The following is an 18,647-nucleotide window of genomic DNA, read 5'->3' on the forward strand; positions in this document are numbered from 1 at the left end:
CGCCCGTAGGGTCGGCAACCTCAACATAACCCCGCGGGCGCCTCATGGGCTGGTTCGGCAAAATCATGGATGACTGGTTCGGCATGGATCCGCCGGATACCAGCAAGGCCGACGCGGCACAGGCCGCCGCGACTGCGACGCAGCAGCAGGCGCTGAAGGCACAGCAGGATGCGGCCGTGCTGGCGGCCGCTGCGGCGGCGCCGGCAAGCGACAGCGAAAGTGCGGTGGTCGCGACCGAGAACCAGAAGCGAAAGCTGCAGCAGGGATCCTCGTTCGGCATTGGGATGCAGACGCAGCTTGGCGCTCCGCCCGTCGGCTTCCGCCTGCTGTCGGGCCAGTAATGTCAGCCTGGTCGGAGATCGAGGGGCGTCACGCCGAGCTGAAGAAGAAACGCGCGCTCGAGGAGCCGCGCTGGCGCGAGATCGCGCGGCTGATGCAGAGCGACGAGGATCTCTCCGGCGGCAACCGCAACGACCAGCGCCAGCCGAATGGCGATGATCCCTTCGACAGCACGCCGCTCTATGCCAACGACGACTATGTCGGCGGCATGTTCTCCAAGGCGACCAACCCGGCCGAGCGCTGGTTCTCCTGGGGCGTCCCAGCCGATCCGGAGCTCGCAAAGTGGAAGCCGGCCAAGGATTATCTGTGGAATTACACCACGCTGATCCTGGCCTCGATCGACCCGACCATCGACAATTTCTATCTCAACGTCCCCGGCTGGTTCGGCGACATGGGTATGCTCGGCTCCGGCTTCATGTGGCAGGAGGAGATGGTGGGGCAGGGGCGCATCGTTACCCCAAACCTGGCGATCTCCGGCTGCTACAAGGACGTTGACGCCAACGGCGACCTCGACACGTTCCATCGGGAATTCCGGCTCACGGGGCGCCAGGCCAAAGGCAAGTTCGGCGATCGCGCCCCGACCGCGCGAGACGATGAAGAGATCGTGTTCGTGCACGCGCTTTCGCCAAATCCTGAGTTTCGGCCAGGCAGTCCGTTCTCGAGACACATGCCGTTCAAGTCGTGCTACGCGTCGCCTGACAAGACGAATTTTTACACAGAGAGCGGCTATCTCGATCTGCCGGTGCATCAGATCGAATGGTCGATGCGCTCGGGCCGCGTCTGGGCGCGTGGTCCCGGGCACAACGCGCTGCCCGACATGTCGTCGCTCGACGAGGTCGCGCGCGCCACCATGGTCGGCATCCAGTTCGATGCAGAGCCGATGTGGTGGGCGTCCGACGAGGACGTGATGACCACGGCCGACATCGTGCCGGGCAATGTGCTGTTCGGCGACAGCGCCGGCAACGGCAAGCCGCCGGCGCAGCTGCTGGAGCGCACGAAGCAGCTCGCGCTGCCGCTGCAGCTGCAGAACGATTTGCGCAACCAGGTGCGGCGCGCGTTCCGCTTCGCGTTAGCCTCGACGCTCGGCGCGCGGCCGCAGATGACGGCAGAGGAAGTGCAGGCCTTCAGCCAGGACGAATTAAAGTCGCTGGCGCCGAACCTGATCCGCGTGCAGCGCGGCCTCGCCGGCTTCATCCGTCGCCGCGCCCTGCTGCTCGATCGCCTCGGCGTGGTGACCCGCACCATCGGACCGCCGCCGCCGGAGTTGCTGCGTGCGGCCGTGACGCCGACCTTCGTGTCGCCGTTCGTCAAGGCGCAAAAGGCCGATACGGCGAACGGCGCCACCAGCTGGGTGTCGACCAAGATCAAGCTGTTCGAAGCGACGCAGGATCCGCGCTGGGTCGACGACATCGACGTCGACGGCTATTCCGGCGTGCTGCATGACGCGCTCTCCGGCGTTCCCTCGATCAAGCTGGATCCGCGGCAGGTCGAACAGATACGGCAGGCCCGCGCACAGGCGCAGCAGCAGGCGATCGCTTTGCAGCAGCAAGAGCAGCAGGCGGCGATCTATGCAGATGTCTCGCACGCCGACCAAGCCAAGATGCTCGCGAAGGGCCGCGCCGGCAGATGAAGATCAAATTCGAGAACTGGCCCAACTGGTTTCGCACCGTCTGGGGCGACGATCAGCGCCGCATGGAAGTTATCCGCGGCTACATCGCCTTCGGCGGCCAGTTCAAGGCAACACTGGCGGACATAGCGCTCCGCAATCACGTGTTTGCGCCAATCAACGAGCCAAATGCCCATCTTGCCGCGATCGCCGAAGGGCGCCGGCAATGCGCGCTGGAGATCTTCAAGCTGGCGAACGTCGACCATCTCGCCCTGTTCGAACTGACCAAAATTGACCGCACGCAAGGAGGCACCAAGTGAGGGTTTTTGATTTCTATCGTCGGCCGTATCTTTTCGATGAAAACGCGAGCGGCACGGGCGGCGCTGGTGGCGGAGCTGGCGCAGGTGCTGGTACGGGTGCTGGTGCTGGGGCTGGTGCTGGCGCCGGTGCTGGCGCCGGTGCTGGTGCTGGCGCAGGTGCAGGTGCTGGTGCTGGCGCAGGTGCCGGAGCAGGCGCCGGATCGAATGACCAAGGCTGGTGGCGGTCCCCTGATCATGGCTTCGATGCGGACACCGTCAAATATCTCGACGGCAAGAACTTCCCCGACCTGAAAACGGCGCTGTCATCGGCGCGCCAGGCCGACGAGATGGCGCGCAACCGCAATGTCGTGGGTAAGCCCGACCCGAATAATCTGAAGGGCTGGGGTGGCTACACTGAGCTCGGCTGGAGCCCGGACCGGCAGGCCTACACGATCGAGGCGCCAAAGCTTGCCGATGGGGAGGTGCACGACGAGAAGGCGTTCGGCAAGTTCGCGGATCTCGCCCATGACGCGCGGCTGGCGCCGTGGCAGGCCAAAGCGGTCTATGACGGCATGCATGCGCATGAGAACGCGCAGCTGAAGGCGTTCCGTGATGCCGGTGCCGTCGCCAACCGCGAGCTCGACAACAAGCTCCGCGCCAACTGGGGCGACAAGTACGACGAGCGCACCACGATCGCCAAGCGCGCTTTCGCGTTCTTCAAGCCCGACAGCGTCACCGGCGCCCAGATGGATCAGGCCATGGGCTCGCCGGCGATGGTCGAGCTGTTCGAGCGGATCGGCGCCGCGATGGGCGAGGATAAGCTCGTCGGCCAGGCCGGCGGCAGCTTCGGTGCCAAGACGCCGGCGCAAGCGCGCGCCGAGCGGCTGCAGCTTGAGAACGACAAGGAATGGTTCGCTGTCTTCAACAATCCGCGCCATCCGCAGAATGCTGCCTTCATCAAGCAGCGCAATGATCTGATGGAGATCGAGGCGCGCAAATAGTCGCGCCGCAACCGAGTGTGGCAGGAGCAACAGGAGCAAACGATGGAAGCTGAACTCACGGCGGGCGAGAAGGCCCAGATCAAGCAGAACGTAGACGGCCTCGAGGCCGAGCTGAAGAAGATGGACGATGCTGCCGTCAAGGCGCTGGCGCAGCGCATCGATGTGCCGATCGAGAAATATCCCGAGCGCAAGGATCTCGAGGCGGCGATCTTGCTCAAGGCGGAAGCCGATGCCACCGAGGGTGTGCGTCGGATCCGCGCCATGGATGAGGAGGAGGCCGCGATGGTCGCCACCTCGGATGACAAGCGGACCGAAGCTGCAAGGGCGGTGCGCCGCGTCCACGCGGAATATTCCCGCGACATCCCCCAGGAGGGGCGCGCCGGCAGCTTCGAGCCCAGCGAGGACGACGAGCGTTTCGGCGGCGAGCACCCGGTGCCGGATGGAAAGTACCGTCCGGCGGGCTCCGACCATGTCTACGAGTTCAAGAAGAAGCGCCTGGTCGGTGTCATCCGCGCGACCGCCGGCAACGATTACGGCGGCAAGAACGTCAAATCGGTCGACTGATGCGGTTGACGGCCTCGGCCGTAACCTAGCTTCACGACCGTGCGGTAGCGCTCTTGCGTTACCGCTGCCCTCCTTGGGCGTTTCCTCCCTGACTTGGCGCACGGCCTTCGGGCCGGCGCCCTTTCAGGATGGCCGCACCCTCCCGCGCTCTTGCGTGCGAGAGGCCCGCCTGACCTGAGCGAAAGCCGCTCCGCCGAATGCAGGCGTTAAACGATAGGCGGGCCCGTTCGTGCGCAAGCATGAGCCGCACCCCGGCCGAAGCAACCGAACCCTTCAACGCTTCGTCCGGAGATCCCAATGGGACCGATTACCGACGCACATAAACTCACTTACCAGAACAACATCATGCTGGCCGTGCAGCAAAAGCGCTCGCGGCTCGACATGGGCTTTTCGTATCAGACTGGTCTGTCCGGCCGGCAGTCGACGATGGTTGAGCTGATTGGCTCGGCGTCGGCCGTGGTCGACCTCGGGCGCAAGGCCGACACCCCCGACATCGACAACTCGATCGAGCCGGTCTGGATCACGCCGCGCCAGCTCGCCTGGGGCAAGCTGATCGAGAAGGAAGACGCGATCAAGGCGCTGACCGATTATCAGGGCCCGTTCACCCAGGCCGGCGCCGCCGCGATGGTGCGCGGCAAGGACACCATCCTGTCGCAAGCCATGTTCGGCTCGCGCAAGATCGGCGCCGACGGCACCACCGTCTCGGCCTGGGCCGGCCAGACCGTCACCGTCGGCATCGGCGCGTCATCGACCGACGACACCACGGCGACGGGCATGAACGTGCGCAAGCTGCTCCGCGGCCGCCGGCTGATGCAGTCGGGCCAGGTCATCACGGGGGATGAGGAGCTGTTCTACTCCGGCAATGCGCAGCAGATCGAGGAGCTGTTCCGCGATCTCACCTTCATCAGCCACGACTACCGCAACGGCAAGCCGCTCGAGACCCCCGACGAGCCGCAGCGGATCCTCAACATCACCATCCTGCCGCCGAATGATGGTTCGGCAGCGTTCGCAGACTACGACGGTTCGACCTACACCTCCGCTCTGTTCTGCAAGTCCGGCGTGTATTGGGGCGAATTCGATCCGCTGACGGTCAACGTGCCGTTGCGGCCCGACAAGATGATGCGCCCGCATCCGCAGATGGAGCAGTGGCTCGGTGCGGCGCGGTCGGAAGACATCAAGGTCGTCAAGATCCTGACCAAGAAGTAACGCGCGCTGGCGTCGGCCTCGGCCGGCGCCTTCACCTTTTTCCAATTCACCAGGAGACGAAGATGTCAAAGAACTATCAGCGAGGACTGGCGATCGCCGGGTTGCTCGCAGTTGTGGCGCTTGTCGGCGGCATCGTGCAGATGGACGCTGTGCACCATGCGGCGGGCGGCGCCGGTTTCGTCGCGATGGCCGTCGTTATCGGTTACGGAAGCGGTGCGCGCGATCCGTCGTCTCTCAAGGCAATCGACGGCATCAACGCCGCGGCAGAGGTGCGGCGCATCAACTCGCTCATTGCGATCGCGAACGGCGACAGCATCGGTTCGAAGTACATGATCGGCGAGGTGCCGGCCGATGCCATTATCGATCCGCTGTCGAGCATCGTCACCACCGCAATCACCAGCGCCACCGACAACGATATCGGCCTGGCCTATCCCAACGGCGGCGCGATGATCGTGGCGGACTGTATCGTCAACGGACAGACGCTGGCCGCGGCGGCGACGGTTTCGCTGGCGGCGGCAACCGGCTCCGGCGTTGCGACGCCGGCGAACATGAAGAAGCGCGCCTGGGAGCTCGCCGGCCTGTCGGCCAACCCCGGCGGCAACCTTGCGCTTTGGCTGACGCTCAATGTGGCAGCGACGGCAGCCGGCAGCGTCTGGAGCAACATCTCGTACAGCAAGGGCGCCTGACGCCTCCACGCCGCGCGGGTGACCGCGCGGTGTTTCCTCTCGTCTTGGGGCGACGATGACCGCAACCGTCGGTACTGAAGAATTCGCGGCAAATCTCGGGCTCGGCCATCTCGGCCAGCCCGAGATCGCGTCCATGTCGGACACCACGACCCGGGCGCGCAAGGTGCGGCAGTTTTTCCCCGTGGCGCGCCAGGCCACGCTCCGGCTCAAGCCATGGAATTTCGCCACCGGCTGGGTGCAGCCAGCGCAGGATCCGGTGCAGTCGCTTGGTCACCTGAAGCTCCGCTTTCCGATGCCGGCCGAGTGCCTGCGCGTCCGCTTCATCAAGGGCGATAATCAGCGCGAGTGGGACGTCGAGAGCGGCGCGGCCTCGGTTGGTGGTGTGGACGTCGAGGTGATTATCCTCGTCACCAACATCACTGACCCGACCGTCTGCTACACCAAGGACGTCAGGACACCGCGGCTGTGGGACAGCCTGTTCCTCGACGCCTTTGGTTTCATGCTGGCCAGTTATCTCGCGGAAAGCCTCGGCCGCTCGCGCGAGCTCGGCGAGCAGATGCGCCAACGCGCCGAGGGCGCTGTCTCAGGCGCCGCAACGATCGATGCCAAGGAGCGCCGCCAGCAATGCCGTCCCGAGACCTCCTGGGAGGCGGCGCGCCGCGGCCGCGGCTTTTCCGGCCGTCGGCTCTGGTGAGGCGGCATGACCGTCCGCTCCTCCATTGACCGCGTCACGTTTGCCGGCGGCGAGATCGGCCCGCAAATCGCCGCGCGCGCGGATCTCGCGAAATACCAGATCGCCGTCGAGGCGATGGAAAACTTCATCGTCATGAAGGGCGGCGGCGCCACGCGCGCGCCAGGCACGCGCTTCGTGCTCGAGCTCAAGGATCAGTCGCAACGCGGCAAGCTGGTTCCGTTCCGGCGCACCTCGAACGACTATTACGCGCTGGTGATCAATGCCGGCGTCAGCCGCTTCGTGCGCCAGGGTGGCTTTCTGCAGAACCCGGACACGACGCCCTATGAGGCGTCGGTGCCGTGGGCGGAGGCAGATCTTGCGAATTTGCGCGCGGCGCAAGCCGGCAACCAGATCTTCGTTGCCTCGGGTACCGCAAAGCCGCAGACGATCACGCGTGTCGCAAACCTGAACTGGACCTGCGCGGACTACGCGCCCACCAGCGGCCCGCTCGACAGCCAAAATCTCGACACGACGATCACGGTTCAGGCGAACGGCGTGACTTCGACCATCACCCTGACGGGGGTGAATAGCCCGTTCACGGCCGACATGGTCGGCGGTGTCATGCGATTGGACGATCGGGATCTGTCGACGACGCCGGAGTGGTCGGCAGTTGAAACGGCTATTGCCCTGCTCGCCGAGCGGCGCTGGAACGGCAACGTCTACCAGGCGCGCATCGATGCGGTCGACGCCGGCCCGAATGCGCCAGTGCACACTGAAGGCGATGTCTCCGCGGGGCAGGGCAAACAGACGTGGCGCTTCCTGCATCCCGGCTACGGGTTCGTGCGTATTACCTCGTTCGTCAGCGCGAACCAGGTGCTGGCGACGGTTCTGACGCGGCTGCCCGCGAACGTCGTTTCCGGCGCGACCTACCGATGGTCGGCGCCGGCATGGACTTCGAGCAAGGGGTATCCCGAGGTCGTCGCCTACAATTATCCGCGGCTCGGCTGGTACCGCGGCAATATCGGCTGGCTGACAGGTGAAGACGACGTTCAGAACTTCGACCTCGCCAAGGCCGACGACACCGATGCGATCGCGTTCCGGGTGATCGCGCCTGATGGCAGTCTGGTCGAGATCAAGTGGGCGCTGCCGTCGTCGGGCATCCTGATGCTCGGCACCTCCGATATCGAGTGGGTGCTGCGCGGGCCGTCCGCTTTCGATGCACTGACGCCCAAGACGACCAGACCGTTTGCGATGGGCTCGGACGGCTCGGCCGCGCAGATCGCCAACGCGATCGACGGCGGCGTGATGTTCCTCGGCCGCACCCAGAAACGGCTACACTACACCAAGGTCGATCCGGCAAGCCAGTCGCAGCAGCTGGCGAGCCAGGAGCTCTCGGTGGTCGCCGAGCACATCTTCGCGCCTGGCGTTGTCGGCGCCTGCTGGCAGCGCGATCCGAACCGCGTGCTCTGGCTCTGGTTCTCCGACGGCAGCCTGGCGTCGCTGACCTTCATGCCGGAGCAGCAGGTGGCGGCGTTCTGCCGGCATCCGCGCACCAATGCCTTTATCGAGGACATGTGCAGCATTCCCTCGGTCTCGTCGGGGACCGATGAGGTCTATCTGATCGTGCGACGCACGATCGCCGGCCAAACCAAGCGCTATGTCGAGCAGATGGCCGACTATTTCCAGCCGCAGGACGTCAGGGCGCCGACGGCGGCCGGCGCCTGGTTCCTCGATTGCGCGCTGCGGATCACGGGCTCGGGCCTGACGCAGATCACCCAGCTGGCGCATCTGGAGGGACAAACGGTCGGGGTGTTCGCCGACGGCGCGATGCAGAAGCGCAAGGTCGTGGTCGGCGGAACGATCGCGCTCGACCGGCCGTCCGATGACATCCTGGTCGGCATTCCGGTGCGAGGCTACATCCGCGATCTGCCGCGCAATTTCAACACGCAAACCGGATCGACGACCGGCGAGCAAAAGACGGTGCATGAGGCGCTGGTACAGCTGCTCTATGCCGGCGGCGGGCGGCTGCGCGTCTACAATTCGGAAGAAGACAATCCGGAGCTTTGGGAGCCGGCGATCGAGACCGGCGCCTATGACTATTCCACGATGCCGCCGCTGGTCTCGAAAAAGCTGAAGATGACGGTCGAGGGCGCCTGGGCCGAAGAAGCCCAGCTCGAATTCGAATGCGACGACGCGCTGCCCTGCACGGTACTGGCGCTGTCACCCAAGATCGAAGTGGCGGAGGACTGAGATGGATCCGTTCACGATTGCGCTCGTGGCCTCTGCCGGCGTCAACGCGATTGGCAAGTTGATGGGCGGCGCATCGTCCTCCGCCATGGATGCGCTGCAGGGCAAGGCGTACGACAACAAGGCCTCGCTTGACGGTGTGAACGCCGAGATTGCCGGCATGGGCGTCGACTTCGCAGCGTCCAAAGAGAAGACCGAGCTCGGCAAGATTGCGGAGATGGGCCGCTCGACACTGGCGGCGCAGCGGTCGTATTTCGCCGGCGGCAACCTCGACCCGTCGTTCGGCTCGCCCTTGTTGGTGCAAGGGCAGACGGCAGGGCGCATCCAAACCGACATGAACATTGCGGCCGCGTCGTTCGACATCGACAAGGCCAACGCGCTGACGAGCAAAGCGAGCTACCAGGCGCAAGGCGCGTCCGACATGCTGAGTGCGACGATGGCTCGCTACAAGGGCGATGCGGACATGACTGCCGGCATCATCGGCGCCGGCAGCGCGCTGCTGTCAGGCGTCGGTGCGATGGGAGGCGGCGCGGGCGGCAGCTTTCCAAAGCTCAACCTGACAAGCTTCGGCTTCAATCCGATCAAGGGCATGGCGGGGGCGTGATGGCAGGCCTTCCGGAATATCACCAGCAGGAGCAGGTCGGCGCGTCGAACTCGCCGCTGCGCGCGTTTCAGCCGGCCTCGATGCCGGCAACGCCGGATGTCTCCGGTGTCGGCAAGGCCGTCAGCGGCCTCGGCCAGGAGATGCAGCAAGTTGCGACCAAGCTGCAGGAAGGCGAGCAGCACACGCTGGCCTCGCAGGGCATGGAGCAGTTCCTGACGAAGAACGCCGAGCTTCGTCAGCAGCACGTCGAAAGCCAGGATTTCCAGAACGCCGAGAAGGACTATCGCGACCAGGCTGCGGAAAACCAGCGCGACGCGCTCGCCAATATTTCCGACCCGAAGCTGCGCGCCGCAACCTCGCTGCAGATGACGCGGGTGGCGTTGTCGTCGGAAAATGAGGTCCGTACCGCCCAGCTCGGCCGCCAGCGCGACGTCAACATCGCCGGCAACGACACGCTGACGCAGACCTCGCTGAACGATGCGGCCACCGCCAAGTCGCCGCAGGAGCGACAGGCCGCGATCGACCGGGTGCAGACGGATCTGGAGCGGCTGCATGGCGCCGGCTGGATTGACGGACAGACGGCGGTTGCGCGGTTCAAGTCGTTTTCGGGCCAGCTCGATCAGGCCGACGCCATGGGGCTGGTGCAGAGCAACCCGGCGGCTGCGATCAAGGCGCTGAATGACCCGGCGGTATTTGCCTCGCTCGACCCGGTCCGGCGCGAAAGCCTGAAGATCGCAGCGCAGGGGCGGCTCGACGGCAACAGTCAACAGAGCGTAGTGCAGTCTGCAGCCTTTCATCCGGAGGCGGCCTCGCTCGCGATCGGGCGGGTTGTTCAGCCGGACCACGCTCAGAAGATCTTCGACAACGGTATCGTCGCGATTGAGAGCAATGGCGATAATTCGGCGGTGTCGCCGAAGGGTGCGTTAGGTGCGTCGCAGATCATGCCGGCCACCGCGCGCGAGGTTGCGACGGCGCTTGGCCGCAAAGATATTGCGGCGCTGTCGGATGCAGATCTGAAGCAGCGGCTGACGACCGACCAGGCGTTAAACCTGCAGCTCGGTCGGGCCTACTGGCAGCAGATGGTGACGCGCTATGACGGCAACGTGGCGCTGGCTGCTGCGGCCTACAATGCCGGGCCCGGGCGCGCCGATGCGTGGAAGGCCAAAGCGGAAGAAAAATTCGGTATCGGCTTTTCGCCCGGTCAGCTGGCCTCGATCGTCGACATCAAGGAAACCAAGGACTACATCGGCAAGCTCTACGGCCGTTTCAATGCGCCGATGGACGTGCAGTTCTCCTCGCCGTCGGCGACGCTGCAGGCAACGGCGGCCGTCGGCGCGGTGCTGCAGCAGCAGAACGCGCGCGAGACCCATCTGCTGACGACGCAGGCTGCCGCGGCAGAAACGAACGATCCAATTCCGAGCCTGGTGCGCGCGGGTTTCGAGGTCGCACCGCAGCGGATCGCCGATTACCGCGCGAGCCAGACCGCCGCGGCCGCGCGTGGCGATGCGGCGGCTGCGGGCCGTTTGCGCGATCTCGATTTTGCAGAGAAAACCGAGCCCTTGATCCGCCAGGCCAAGTCGACGCCGCCGGCCCTGCTCGATGCAGGGATCAAGCAGATGGAGGCGGAGCTGTCGACGCCGGGGGCGAACGCGACCCAGACCGGCGTCAACATGCTCAAGGCCTTCAAGGCGGTGCGCGATGACCAGGTCAAGCGGCGCGAGAGCGAGCCGGTGACACTCGGCGGCCAGGACGGCGGTCGGTTCTATGCGCTGCAGCCGATCGACCCCGGCGGTGCGATGGGGGACGATTTCATTTCGACGCTGAGGAACCGTGACGCCCAGGCCCAGATCGCGCATCGGGTCTATGGCGGATCCGGCTCGCCGTTCACGGCGCAGGAGGCCGAAGGGTTTCACCAGCGCTATGCCGACGCAACGCCGGCCGATCGCGCCGCCCTTATCGGCCAGCTCGCCAAAGGGCTCTCGCCTCAGACGTTTGCGGCCGCGTTGCCGCAGGTGGTTTCCGGCAGCACCGCCAAGAGCGACCGGCCGGCGGTGACAATGGCGGCCGGCCTCTACGGCCTGGCGCCGGAAGTGGCCGGCTCGATCCTGCAGGGGATCGATGCGCAAAAGACCGACGAGAAGTACGTACCGACCGGTACCAACCGCCAGACCTATGACAGCTCGCGGGCGAGCTACCTGCCGGCCGCCGCCTTCAACGTGGCCTCGCGCACGGATCCGCGCGGCTCCTATGCTTCGATGCAGGATGCGATCGACGCGCGGTATGCGTTCCTGTCGGCGCAGGCCAAGGACAGCAGCGGCAATCTGAGCACCTCGCGCCTCAAGCAGGCGACCGATGACGTCACCGGTGGCGTGCTGTCGCACAACGGCTCGGCCGTGATCGCGCCGGCGCGCGGCATGACGCAGGCTGCCTTTGATGGCGTGCTGCTCGGCTTGACGGATGCCGACGTCGCGGGCGCACAGACGACATCGGGCAAGCCGATCACGGCAGAGTTTCTGCGCGGCAGCACTAGGCTGCAGGCTGTCGCCGACGGCCGCTATCTCGTGCAGGTCAACCGCGACGACGGCAACCCACAATACGCGGCGAGCGGTGATGGAAAGCCGTTCGTGCTGGATCTGCGCGGCCGCAAGCCCGCTGCCCTGCCTGTCAATGATCCTCTCGCCCTATCGGGGGCTTTGCCGTGAGCCTTGATCTCTTCAATCCGCTTCCAGCGCTGCAGAATGCGCAGTCCAATCTGGCGCCCGATCTGCCGGCCGAGTTTTCCGAGGCCTTCGACGTCTCGACGCGGTCGATGACCGAATGGAATTCCTCGGTCAACTATCAGAATGCGCGCGAGCGGGCGCTTGCGACCTATTACGATGACATCAAGGCGCAAACGGGTGTGCAGCTGCCGCTGTATGGTATGGGCGGCGGGGTAAGTCTCGAGGAGCTCAACGACGGCATCGCCAAGCTGCCCAGGCCGTTGGAAGGGGCCGGGCAGAGCTGGCGGCCATTGAGCGAGAGCGACATCGACGCCATGGCGCTGTTGCGCATGCGCAAGGCGCACGAGGATGCTGCCGCGTTCGGTCACCGCGAAACCACATGGGGCGGCACGCTCGGCACCATTACCGGCACGCTGGCCGCCGGCGTGTCCGATCCGGTCGCGATTGCGAGCCTGCCGCTCGGCGGCGCCGGCCAGGCCGGCATCGCTTTCCGCGCCCTCGAATTCGCGCTGATCGGCGGCGGGACCGAGGCCGCGATCGCCGGCGCCGGCGCGAGCGCGCGGGCGGCGGCCGTCCCCGGCTCGCTGCGCGAGATCCCCGGCGAGATCGCTTCGGCTGCGCTGTTCGGCGGCATCTTCGGCGCCGGTATCGGCGGCCTGCAAAAGCTGGCCGGTACCGGCGCCAGGACGCTGCCGGTGACCGTGCGCGACGAGGTGCATGCGGCGACCAGCGAAGCGCAGCTGAACCTCTCCAACCCGTTCCCGACGGCGGCAGGCGAAGCGGCCGCGCGGGATGCGGCGGTCGATGCGACCAGGTCGGCGGTGCGTGGCGAGCCGGTGCGCGCCGGGGAAGGGTTTGATGCAACCCATGTGGCTGATTATGCGGCCTCCTTATCGCCGGATTATAAGCTGGCGACGTCTGCAGTGCCGCTCAATCCCGAAAATTCGATCGTCTTCGTCGATGCTGACAAGCTCGACGCGATGCTCGGTCCGATGAACAGAACGTACAGCGCGGACAAGCGCACAGGCGCAAAGGAATTTCTCGCATCCGAACCTGAGAATTGGAACCCGCCGGAGATCAGTGCTCGCGTCAACAAGCGACACGGCGGCGACATCGTTGATATTGTAGACGGCCAACATCGATGGGCCGCGATGCGCGACAGGGAGATGCCGGTTGTTCCCGTCGAGATGGATGCCGCGTCGGCAAGGAAGGCAAAAGACCTTGGGCTGGTTGTCGATCGTCCGCAGCCCGCTGATTATGCGTTAGCTGCCAAGTCGCAGACGCCGGAGGAGCTCGCCATTGCCGGCGAGAAGCACCTGCGGCCGGAGACCTATGGGCTTGAGCCGGAGGTCGAGCGGTTCGATCGCATGCCGAGCGAAGCCGACGACGTTGCCAGCTATTGGGACAAGCGCCTCGAGGCGGCGACGCCGGAGGAGCGGGCGGCGCTGGGCGCGACCGACGAAGACGTCGTTGCGTTACCTCGTGACGTATCTGCCCGCGATCTCACGCCGGAAGAAATGTCGACCCTCGATGCCGATCCGAAAACCTTCGACGCGGCCGTGCATGATCTCGATCACGTCCTGGCCGCCAACCCCGACGCCGAGTTCACGACGCAGACCCGGTTGCCGGACGGCACCTATCAGTTCACGACGCAAAAGCTCTCTGATGTGCTCGGGGAGCTGAATGAGTTCGAGCGTGCGGCGAAAGAGCTGGAGGCCTGCGTGATCGGTCTGGAGGCTGCGGAATGAGCGTCAAGGATTGCCTGACCAAGCTGCAGAAGATGGGCAAGATCACCCGTGCCCAGGCGGATGCTGCTGACGCGCTGTGGCGGCGGTACCAGAACAAGTTCTCGCTCGACATGCCCGCCGCCAAGGCCGACGCCGCGGCCGCGCTGCAGGCGGCGCGCGAGATGCTGACGACGTCGCGGCAGAAGAAGAACGCGGTCGCGCTGCAGGTGCAGCGCCAGACCGCAGCCGAGCAGGTGGCACAGGCGCACCCGTGGGGGCCGGCCGCCGGCGGCATGGCGGTGCTGACGCGCGACATCTACCGGACCGGCACGCAAAACGTCGACACTCGCGCGCAGACGCTGCGCGAGATCCTGTTCTCGAAATTCAATGCCGGTTTCGAGGCCTATAAGTCGCAGCTCGCAGGGCTAAAGCAGAACACGGCAGGCGCCCGCAACCTGGTATCCGAACTGTTCAACGTCGACAGCGGCGATGCCGTCGCGAAGGCCGCCGCCGCGGGCTGGAAGGACGCGACCGCATATGGCGTCAAGTTCGTGCAGTCCGCCGGCAAAATCTTCGAGGAGAACGAAAACTGGCGGCTGCCGCAGTTCTGGTCGGCCGACCGGGTCCGCCGCTTCGGCACCGGCGACGAGTTCAGGCGCGACATCGCCAACGCGATCCAGTCCGGCGGGCTGAAGGTGTTCGACAAGGAGCGGCTGGAGATCGCAACCAACCCGGCGCGCATTCAGCAGCTGGTCGACAAGGCCGCGCGCGACATCATCACGGAAGCGGGCGCCGCGCCCGCCTTCTCCAAGGAGATGCGCATGTTCCAGTTTCAGGATGGCCGCGACGGGCTCAACGCCTTCCTGCAGCTGCAGGAGAAGTACGGCTCGGGCGCGGATATCTTCTCCACCCTGATCGGCCACCTCGGCGCCATGGCGCGCGAGGGCGCCCTGGTCGACGTACTGGGCCCGCAGCATGCCGTGACCGCGTCGATGCTGGCGAAGAACGCGCGCGCTTGGGAAAAGCTGGGGCGGCCAGGCTCGGCCCGGGTCCGCCCTGCGCGCACGCTGGGGATGGAAAGCGGCAACGCAATCGACCGCACCTATGCCGTGCTGTCGGGCCGCGCCAATGGCGTCGATAACGCGATGTGGGGCGGCGTGCTCGGCTCGGCGCGCTCGCTGATGGCGGCCTCCTCGCTTGGCTCGGCCACGGTCTCGGCCTCGATCGGCGACAGCGTTACCGCGCTGCTGGCGGCCCGCTACAACGGCATGGACGGCGGCAAGGTGCTGGCGCGCGCGATCGAGACCATCTTCGCCGAAAATCCCAAGATGCAGGAGGACGCCGCGCGGCTGCTGGTGACCGGGCACGCGATGAGCGACCACGCGGTCTCGACCTTCCGCTATGCCGACCAGATGTTCACGCCGGAGCTGATCAAGAAGACGTCGGACTTTGTGATCCGTGCCTCCGGCCTCAATGCGTGGACCGAGGGCATCAAGAAGGCCTTCACGATGGAGATGCTGGGCTATGTCGCCCGCCACTCCGATCGCGCCATGGGCGACCTCGATGCGCCGCTGCAGGGCTTTCTCAAGCGCTACGGCATTACGCCGGCCGAATGGGACAAGCTGCGCGCGCTGCCGCAGTTCGATTTCAAGGGCGCCAAGTTCTTCGACAGCTCGCTGGCGGCCTCTGACGACACGGTGCGCAAGCTCTATGAGGGCGTGCTGCAGGAGCGGGCGCTGGCCGTGCTCGAGCCGGACGCGCGGATCCGCAACGTCACCACGCAGGGCGCCCAGGCCGGCACCTTCATGGGCGAGGTCGCGCGCACGGCGACCATGTTCCAGTCGTTCTCAATGACGATGATCGCCACCCACATGACGGCGCTGGCGATCAAGGACGGCGTCGCCGGCAACAAGGCCATGAACAACGCGTTGTTCTATGGGCTGCATCTGCTCGCCGGCGCGGGCATCATCCAGGCGCGGCAGATGCTGTCGGGGCGCGATCCGATCGACATGCACCAAGTCAAGTTCTGGGGGCAGGCGGCGATCCAGGGCGGCGGCGCCGGCTATTTCGGCGACCTCGTCGGCGGCGTCTCGCAGGCGGCCGACCGCAGCGTCATCGGCAAGTTTTCCGGGCCGATCGGCGGCTTCATCGATGACGCCGGCCGGTTTGGCGCGGCCGCCGTCAAGGGCCGGCCTGGCGCGATCGGGCAGGGCATCGAGCTCGTCAAGCACATCACCCCGGGATCCAATCTCTGGTTCTCGCGGCTCGCGACCGACCGGCTGATCTTCGATCAGATCCATCGCGCGGTCGACCCAACCTATTCGCAGAGCTTCGCGCGGCGCGAGCAGCGCGCCCGGAAGGAGTACGGGCAGGGCTATTGGTGGCGCCAGGGCGAGACGGCGCCGGAGCGGGCGCCGAACATCGGGGCGGCCTTCGGAGGCGGTTGACGGGCGGCTGCGGCCCGTAGGGTCGCACCACTTCATCAGGAGGTGGTCATGGGCGTCGAAAGTGCGATCGGTGGATTGGGCCCGGCAACGGGCATCGTGACGGTCGACGTTTCGGCGGCAGACCAGACGCTGTCCAAGCCGTCGCGCGGCATCATGGTCGGCGTTTCCGGCGACGTGGCCGTGACGATGATCGACGGCACGAGCGGCACGCTGCCTGCGCTCAATCCCGGCACGATCTATGCGGTGGCGGCGACCGTAATCAAGAAGACCGGCACCACGGCGACCAGCGTCAAGGCACTGCTCTGATGTCGCCTGCGATCGGCCTCGGCCTGGGGATGGCGTTCACTGACCTTGGGACAGTGGGGATAGCACCGCTGCCGCCGCCTGTCCCGGTGGGGACTACACTTGATCCTGCCGGCGCGACCGCCAACAACGTTCTCAGCAATGGAAATCTGACGGTTTCAGGAGCTTCCAATCCTCAAGCGTTCGTTCGATCCATCAAGAGTATAACATCAGGCAAGTATGAATGTGCCTTCACGATCGGCGCGGTAGGCTCTGGCATGTCGGTCGGGTGCGCCGACACCACATTGTCGCTCTCGGTGCCAGGAGGCTCCGGACTTGCTAACTCGACGTTGGCTGTCGGCTATTTCAACACGGGCGTTGTTTACTGTGGGTCTGGCTTTACCAATATCGACACGCTGGCGAGCTACACGACCGGCGACGTGATCAGGCTGCGCATCGACCGGTCGACTTCACCCGGCACGGTCTGCTTTAGCAAAAATGGAGGAGCTTTCAGCACGCCGCGCACGATGAACGCGGCAATGACACATGCCTTGCATGTTGGTGTGGGCCATCAGGGCGGTGGCGCTTCAGCGACTGTTGACTTTGACCCGACAGGGAAGGGCTCTGGCTATAGTGGCTGGACTGACGGCACTCCGATTGACGTGATCGTGACCGCTGGACAGAGCAACGCCGTTGCTCAACAACTGGATCAATCGTGGCCATATCCGGTCAACCCCAACATCATCACATGGAACGGATCTGCTTGGGTCACCATGCGACCGGGCACGATCACGGGATACGACTTCGGTGCGACGACCGGAAAATGGGCTGCGGACGTTGAGCTTTCGCGGCAATTGTTCGCTGTCACCCCTACCAAGCGAATTGCGCATATACGTTACCCGGCGTCGGGATCGCAGCTTGCGCCGACTGGGGACGGAACGTTTGACTGGTCAGAGGCAAATGAGCTTTTTGCGAACGGCGGTTTCTTTGTCCGCGATGCCATGGCTGCCCTCCGCGCGGCTGGCTACAACCCGACGATCATTCTACTCTGGTGGCAGCAGGGAGAGACCGACGCGACAGCCTCAACGCCTGCCACGAACTACGGAACCAACTTCGCAACTCTGGTGGCTGGCTTTAGGAACCAAAGCGGAGACTGGAAAATCCCGGCCGCTTGCCCGATCGCTGTCGGGCGACTCTCATCGCAATTCGGAAGCGCGACGAACCGCAATTTAGTGCGAGCTGGTCAAAAGTCTGTTTGCGATGCTGATGTTGGCGGGCCGCAGTGGCTGGTGGAATGTGATGATCTTGCCCTTGAGAACGATCAGACGCACTTCGTTAGGGTCAGCCACATTACATTGGCCGGCCGCTTAAAGCAGGTCATCGCGGGCACCTATACGCAGCCGACGAATACACCCTAATTCAGTCCTGTAACCGTTGCTCGGACTGCCTAAATCTGCGTGTCGAGCCAATCCTCGAACGTCTCTTCAGGGGGCTTGACCCCCTGATATTCCCACTTGCCGTCCTTGCGCTGCCGGCACCACACCTTCTCAAGCGGAGCAGTCCAGGCGTCATTAACCGTTCGATGAGGGAAGACGGCAAAGCGCTGGTGCCAGATCATCTCATCCGAAGAGGACGTATAAGGCACGAAGGCCTCCAATGGTCATCCCAAGCAATAGCATCAAGATCATTATCGCGGTTACGGGGTCGATATTGCGGGAAAGCATGGCAATGGATGCTGCTAAACAAAAACTACTAGCCGCAGTGTATCTCAACAACAGATCGGCCGTCCAGTCCCTTCAAGGGTGTGGCGTCATCTCGGGCCGTGGGCGCTGCGTTTCAGGCATCATCCGGAGGCAGCTTGGCTACAAGATGCGGCCAGTTACGCTCGATGATGCCGCGCATCTCGGGGTCGACTTCCTCGATGGTGTCGAACGCCTCGAGCTGCACGCGGAGTTCTTCCAGTTGATGCGGTTCGAGCACGTGGCCCTGGTAGACCTCGATCGGCATTGGCCTCTACTCCGCCTTCGTACGCTCAAGCTCCTGCACGGCCGCGACGACCTCTTCGTCATCGAGCACGGTAAGCAGGGCGTCGATGGTTGCCTTGTTGTCCGGGCCGCCCGGTTCAATGTGATGTGCCAGTATGTTCTGGGCGCTCCGGATGGCAAGCAATACGCGCTTCTCTGGGGTCATGATAGATCTCCGCCCTGAACAACGCGGGAGGGCGTTTATTGCTCCAATCCTGCCGT

Annotated in this window: 19 protein-coding genes; 16 read left to right on the plus strand and 3 right to left on the minus strand. The window is 65.0% G+C overall.

Annotation, left to right across the window (positions count from 1 at the left end; translation table 11 throughout):
• Positions 1 to 65: 65 nt before the first annotated feature.
• The 16 genes from IVB40_RS07635 (at position 66) to IVB40_RS07710 (ending at position 17,819) form a co-directional block, all read left to right on the plus strand.
• Entirely contained in the window at positions 66 to 341 is a 276-nt protein-coding gene (locus tag IVB40_RS07635; protein WP_247818534.1) for a hypothetical protein, read from the plus strand.
• Positions 341 to 1,969 carry a portal protein gene (locus IVB40_RS07640; protein ID WP_247818535.1) on the plus strand — a complete coding sequence of 543 codons (1,629 nt, stop codon included), beginning with the start codon at positions 341 to 343 and terminating at the stop codon, positions 1,967 to 1,969. The genes IVB40_RS07635 and IVB40_RS07640 overlap by 1 nt, the downstream gene beginning before the upstream one ends.
• The gene (locus IVB40_RS07645) at positions 1,966 to 2,265 is read left to right on the plus strand and encodes a hypothetical protein (RefSeq protein WP_247818536.1); all 300 of its coding nucleotides are present in this window, start codon (positions 1,966 to 1,968) and stop codon (positions 2,263 to 2,265) included. The genes IVB40_RS07640 and IVB40_RS07645 overlap by 4 nt, the downstream gene beginning before the upstream one ends.
• Before the next feature lie 36 nt (positions 2,266 to 2,301).
• Entirely contained in the window at positions 2,302 to 2,556 is a 255-nt protein-coding gene (locus tag IVB40_RS07650) for a hypothetical protein (RefSeq protein WP_247818537.1), read from the plus strand.
• 35 nt (positions 2,557 to 2,591) lie between these two features.
• Complete coding sequence (locus tag IVB40_RS07655; RefSeq protein ID WP_247818538.1) at positions 2,592 to 3,245, plus strand: hypothetical protein; 654 nt, start codon at positions 2,592 to 2,594, stop codon at positions 3,243 to 3,245.
• A 42-nt stretch (positions 3,246 to 3,287) separates the two neighbouring features.
• Positions 3,288 to 3,809, plus strand: a complete 522-nt coding sequence (locus tag IVB40_RS07660) for a hypothetical protein (protein ID WP_247818539.1) — start codon at positions 3,288 to 3,290, stop codon at positions 3,807 to 3,809.
• A 297-nt stretch (positions 3,810 to 4,106) separates the two neighbouring features.
• Entirely contained in the window at positions 4,107 to 5,015 is a 909-nt protein-coding gene (locus tag IVB40_RS07665) for a phage capsid protein (RefSeq protein WP_247818540.1), read from the plus strand.
• Between the two features lie 62 nt (positions 5,016 to 5,077).
• Complete coding sequence (locus tag IVB40_RS07670; RefSeq protein ID WP_247818541.1) at positions 5,078 to 5,701, plus strand: hypothetical protein; 624 nt, start codon at positions 5,078 to 5,080, stop codon at positions 5,699 to 5,701.
• Between the two features lie 55 nt (positions 5,702 to 5,756).
• Entirely contained in the window at positions 5,757 to 6,395 is a 639-nt protein-coding gene (locus IVB40_RS07675; RefSeq protein WP_247818542.1) for a hypothetical protein, read from the plus strand.
• 6 nt (positions 6,396 to 6,401) lie between these two features.
• The gene (locus IVB40_RS07680) at positions 6,402 to 8,624 is read left to right on the plus strand and encodes a hypothetical protein (protein WP_247818543.1); all 2,223 of its coding nucleotides are present in this window, start codon (positions 6,402 to 6,404) and stop codon (positions 8,622 to 8,624) included.
• Between the two features lies 1 nt (position 8,625).
• Complete coding sequence (locus tag IVB40_RS07685) at positions 8,626 to 9,225, plus strand: hypothetical protein (protein ID WP_247818544.1); 600 nt, start codon at positions 8,626 to 8,628, stop codon at positions 9,223 to 9,225.
• The gene (locus IVB40_RS07690) at positions 9,225 to 11,927 is read left to right on the plus strand and encodes a transglycosylase SLT domain-containing protein (RefSeq protein WP_247818545.1); all 2,703 of its coding nucleotides are present in this window, start codon (positions 9,225 to 9,227) and stop codon (positions 11,925 to 11,927) included. Before IVB40_RS07685 ends, IVB40_RS07690 begins: the two co-directional genes overlap by 1 nt.
• Entirely contained in the window at positions 11,924 to 13,693 is a 1,770-nt protein-coding gene (locus tag IVB40_RS07695; protein ID WP_247818546.1) for a hypothetical protein, read from the plus strand. Before IVB40_RS07690 ends, IVB40_RS07695 begins: the two co-directional genes overlap by 4 nt.
• A complete protein-coding gene (locus tag IVB40_RS07700) occupies positions 13,690 to 16,119 on the plus strand; it encodes a hypothetical protein (protein ID WP_247818547.1) in 2,430 nt (809 codons plus the stop codon). Before IVB40_RS07695 ends, IVB40_RS07700 begins: the two co-directional genes overlap by 4 nt.
• A gap of 48 nt (positions 16,120 to 16,167) precedes the next feature.
• Positions 16,168 to 16,425 (plus strand): hypothetical protein, encoded by a 258-nt coding sequence (locus IVB40_RS07705; protein WP_247818548.1) that lies wholly within the window; start codon positions 16,168 to 16,170, stop codon positions 16,423 to 16,425.
• Positions 16,425 to 17,819, plus strand: coding sequence for a sialate O-acetylesterase (locus IVB40_RS07710; protein ID WP_247818549.1), 1,395 nt, complete (start codon positions 16,425 to 16,427; stop codon positions 17,817 to 17,819). The genes IVB40_RS07705 and IVB40_RS07710 overlap by 1 nt, the downstream gene beginning before the upstream one ends.
• 29 nt (positions 17,820 to 17,848) lie before the next feature.
• On the opposite strand, the gene IVB40_RS07715 is transcribed toward IVB40_RS07710, so the two are convergent.
• The 3 genes from IVB40_RS07715 to IVB40_RS07725 all read right to left on the minus strand — a co-directional run bounded on the left by IVB40_RS07715 (position 17,849) and on the right by IVB40_RS07725 (position 18,591).
• Entirely contained in the window at positions 17,849 to 18,046 is a 198-nt protein-coding gene (locus IVB40_RS07715) for a hypothetical protein (RefSeq protein WP_247818550.1), read from the minus strand.
• A 191-nt stretch (positions 18,047 to 18,237) separates the two neighbouring features.
• Entirely contained in the window at positions 18,238 to 18,408 is a 171-nt protein-coding gene (locus IVB40_RS07720) for a hypothetical protein (RefSeq protein WP_247818551.1), read from the minus strand.
• Positions 18,409 to 18,414: 6 nt separating this feature from the next.
• Positions 18,415 to 18,591, minus strand: a complete 177-nt coding sequence (locus IVB40_RS07725; RefSeq protein WP_247818552.1) for a hypothetical protein — start codon at positions 18,589 to 18,591, stop codon at positions 18,415 to 18,417.
• Positions 18,592 to 18,647 lie beyond the last annotated feature (56 nt).

Source organism: Bradyrhizobium sp. 40, assembly GCF_023100925.1.
Lineage (GTDB): Bacteria > Pseudomonadota > Alphaproteobacteria > Rhizobiales > Xanthobacteraceae > Bradyrhizobium.

Excerpts from the sequence above, each read along its gene's own strand:
- IVB40_RS07705 (WP_247818548.1), top strand. The coding sequence starts at position 16,168 with ATGGGCGTCGAAAGTGCGATCGGTGGATTGGGCCCGGCAACGGGCATC.
- IVB40_RS07660 (WP_247818539.1), top strand. The coding sequence starts at position 3,288 with ATGGAAGCTGAACTCACGGCGGGCGAGAAGGCCCAGATCAAGCAGAAC.
- IVB40_RS07725 (WP_247818552.1), bottom strand. The coding sequence starts at position 18,591 with ATGACCCCAGAGAAGCGCGTATTGCTTGCCATCCGGAGCGCCCAGAAC.
- IVB40_RS07635 (WP_247818534.1), top strand. The coding sequence starts at position 66 with ATGGATGACTGGTTCGGCATGGATCCGCCGGATACCAGCAAGGCCGAC.
- IVB40_RS07685 (WP_247818544.1), top strand. The coding sequence starts at position 8,626 with ATGGATCCGTTCACGATTGCGCTCGTGGCCTCTGCCGGCGTCAACGCG.
- IVB40_RS07655 (WP_247818538.1), top strand. The coding sequence starts at position 2,592 with ATGGCGCGCAACCGCAATGTCGTGGGTAAGCCCGACCCGAATAATCTG.
- IVB40_RS07650 (WP_247818537.1), top strand. The coding sequence starts at position 2,302 with ATGAAAACGCGAGCGGCACGGGCGGCGCTGGTGGCGGAGCTGGCGCAG.
- IVB40_RS07710 (WP_247818549.1), top strand. The coding sequence starts at position 16,425 with ATGTCGCCTGCGATCGGCCTCGGCCTGGGGATGGCGTTCACTGACCTT.
- IVB40_RS07670 (WP_247818541.1), top strand. The coding sequence starts at position 5,078 with ATGTCAAAGAACTATCAGCGAGGACTGGCGATCGCCGGGTTGCTCGCA.
- IVB40_RS07690 (WP_247818545.1), top strand. The coding sequence starts at position 9,225 with ATGGCAGGCCTTCCGGAATATCACCAGCAGGAGCAGGTCGGCGCGTCG.
- IVB40_RS07675 (WP_247818542.1), top strand. The coding sequence starts at position 5,757 with ATGACCGCAACCGTCGGTACTGAAGAATTCGCGGCAAATCTCGGGCTC.
- IVB40_RS07680 (WP_247818543.1), top strand. The coding sequence starts at position 6,402 with ATGACCGTCCGCTCCTCCATTGACCGCGTCACGTTTGCCGGCGGCGAG.
- IVB40_RS07700 (WP_247818547.1), top strand. The coding sequence starts at position 13,690 with ATGAGCGTCAAGGATTGCCTGACCAAGCTGCAGAAGATGGGCAAGATC.
- IVB40_RS07645 (WP_247818536.1), top strand. The coding sequence starts at position 1,966 with ATGAAGATCAAATTCGAGAACTGGCCCAACTGGTTTCGCACCGTCTGG.
- IVB40_RS07665 (WP_247818540.1), top strand. The coding sequence starts at position 4,107 with ATGGGACCGATTACCGACGCACATAAACTCACTTACCAGAACAACATC.
- IVB40_RS07720 (WP_247818551.1), bottom strand. The coding sequence starts at position 18,408 with ATGCCGATCGAGGTCTACCAGGGCCACGTGCTCGAACCGCATCAACTG.
- IVB40_RS07640 (WP_247818535.1), top strand. The coding sequence starts at position 341 with ATGTCAGCCTGGTCGGAGATCGAGGGGCGTCACGCCGAGCTGAAGAAG.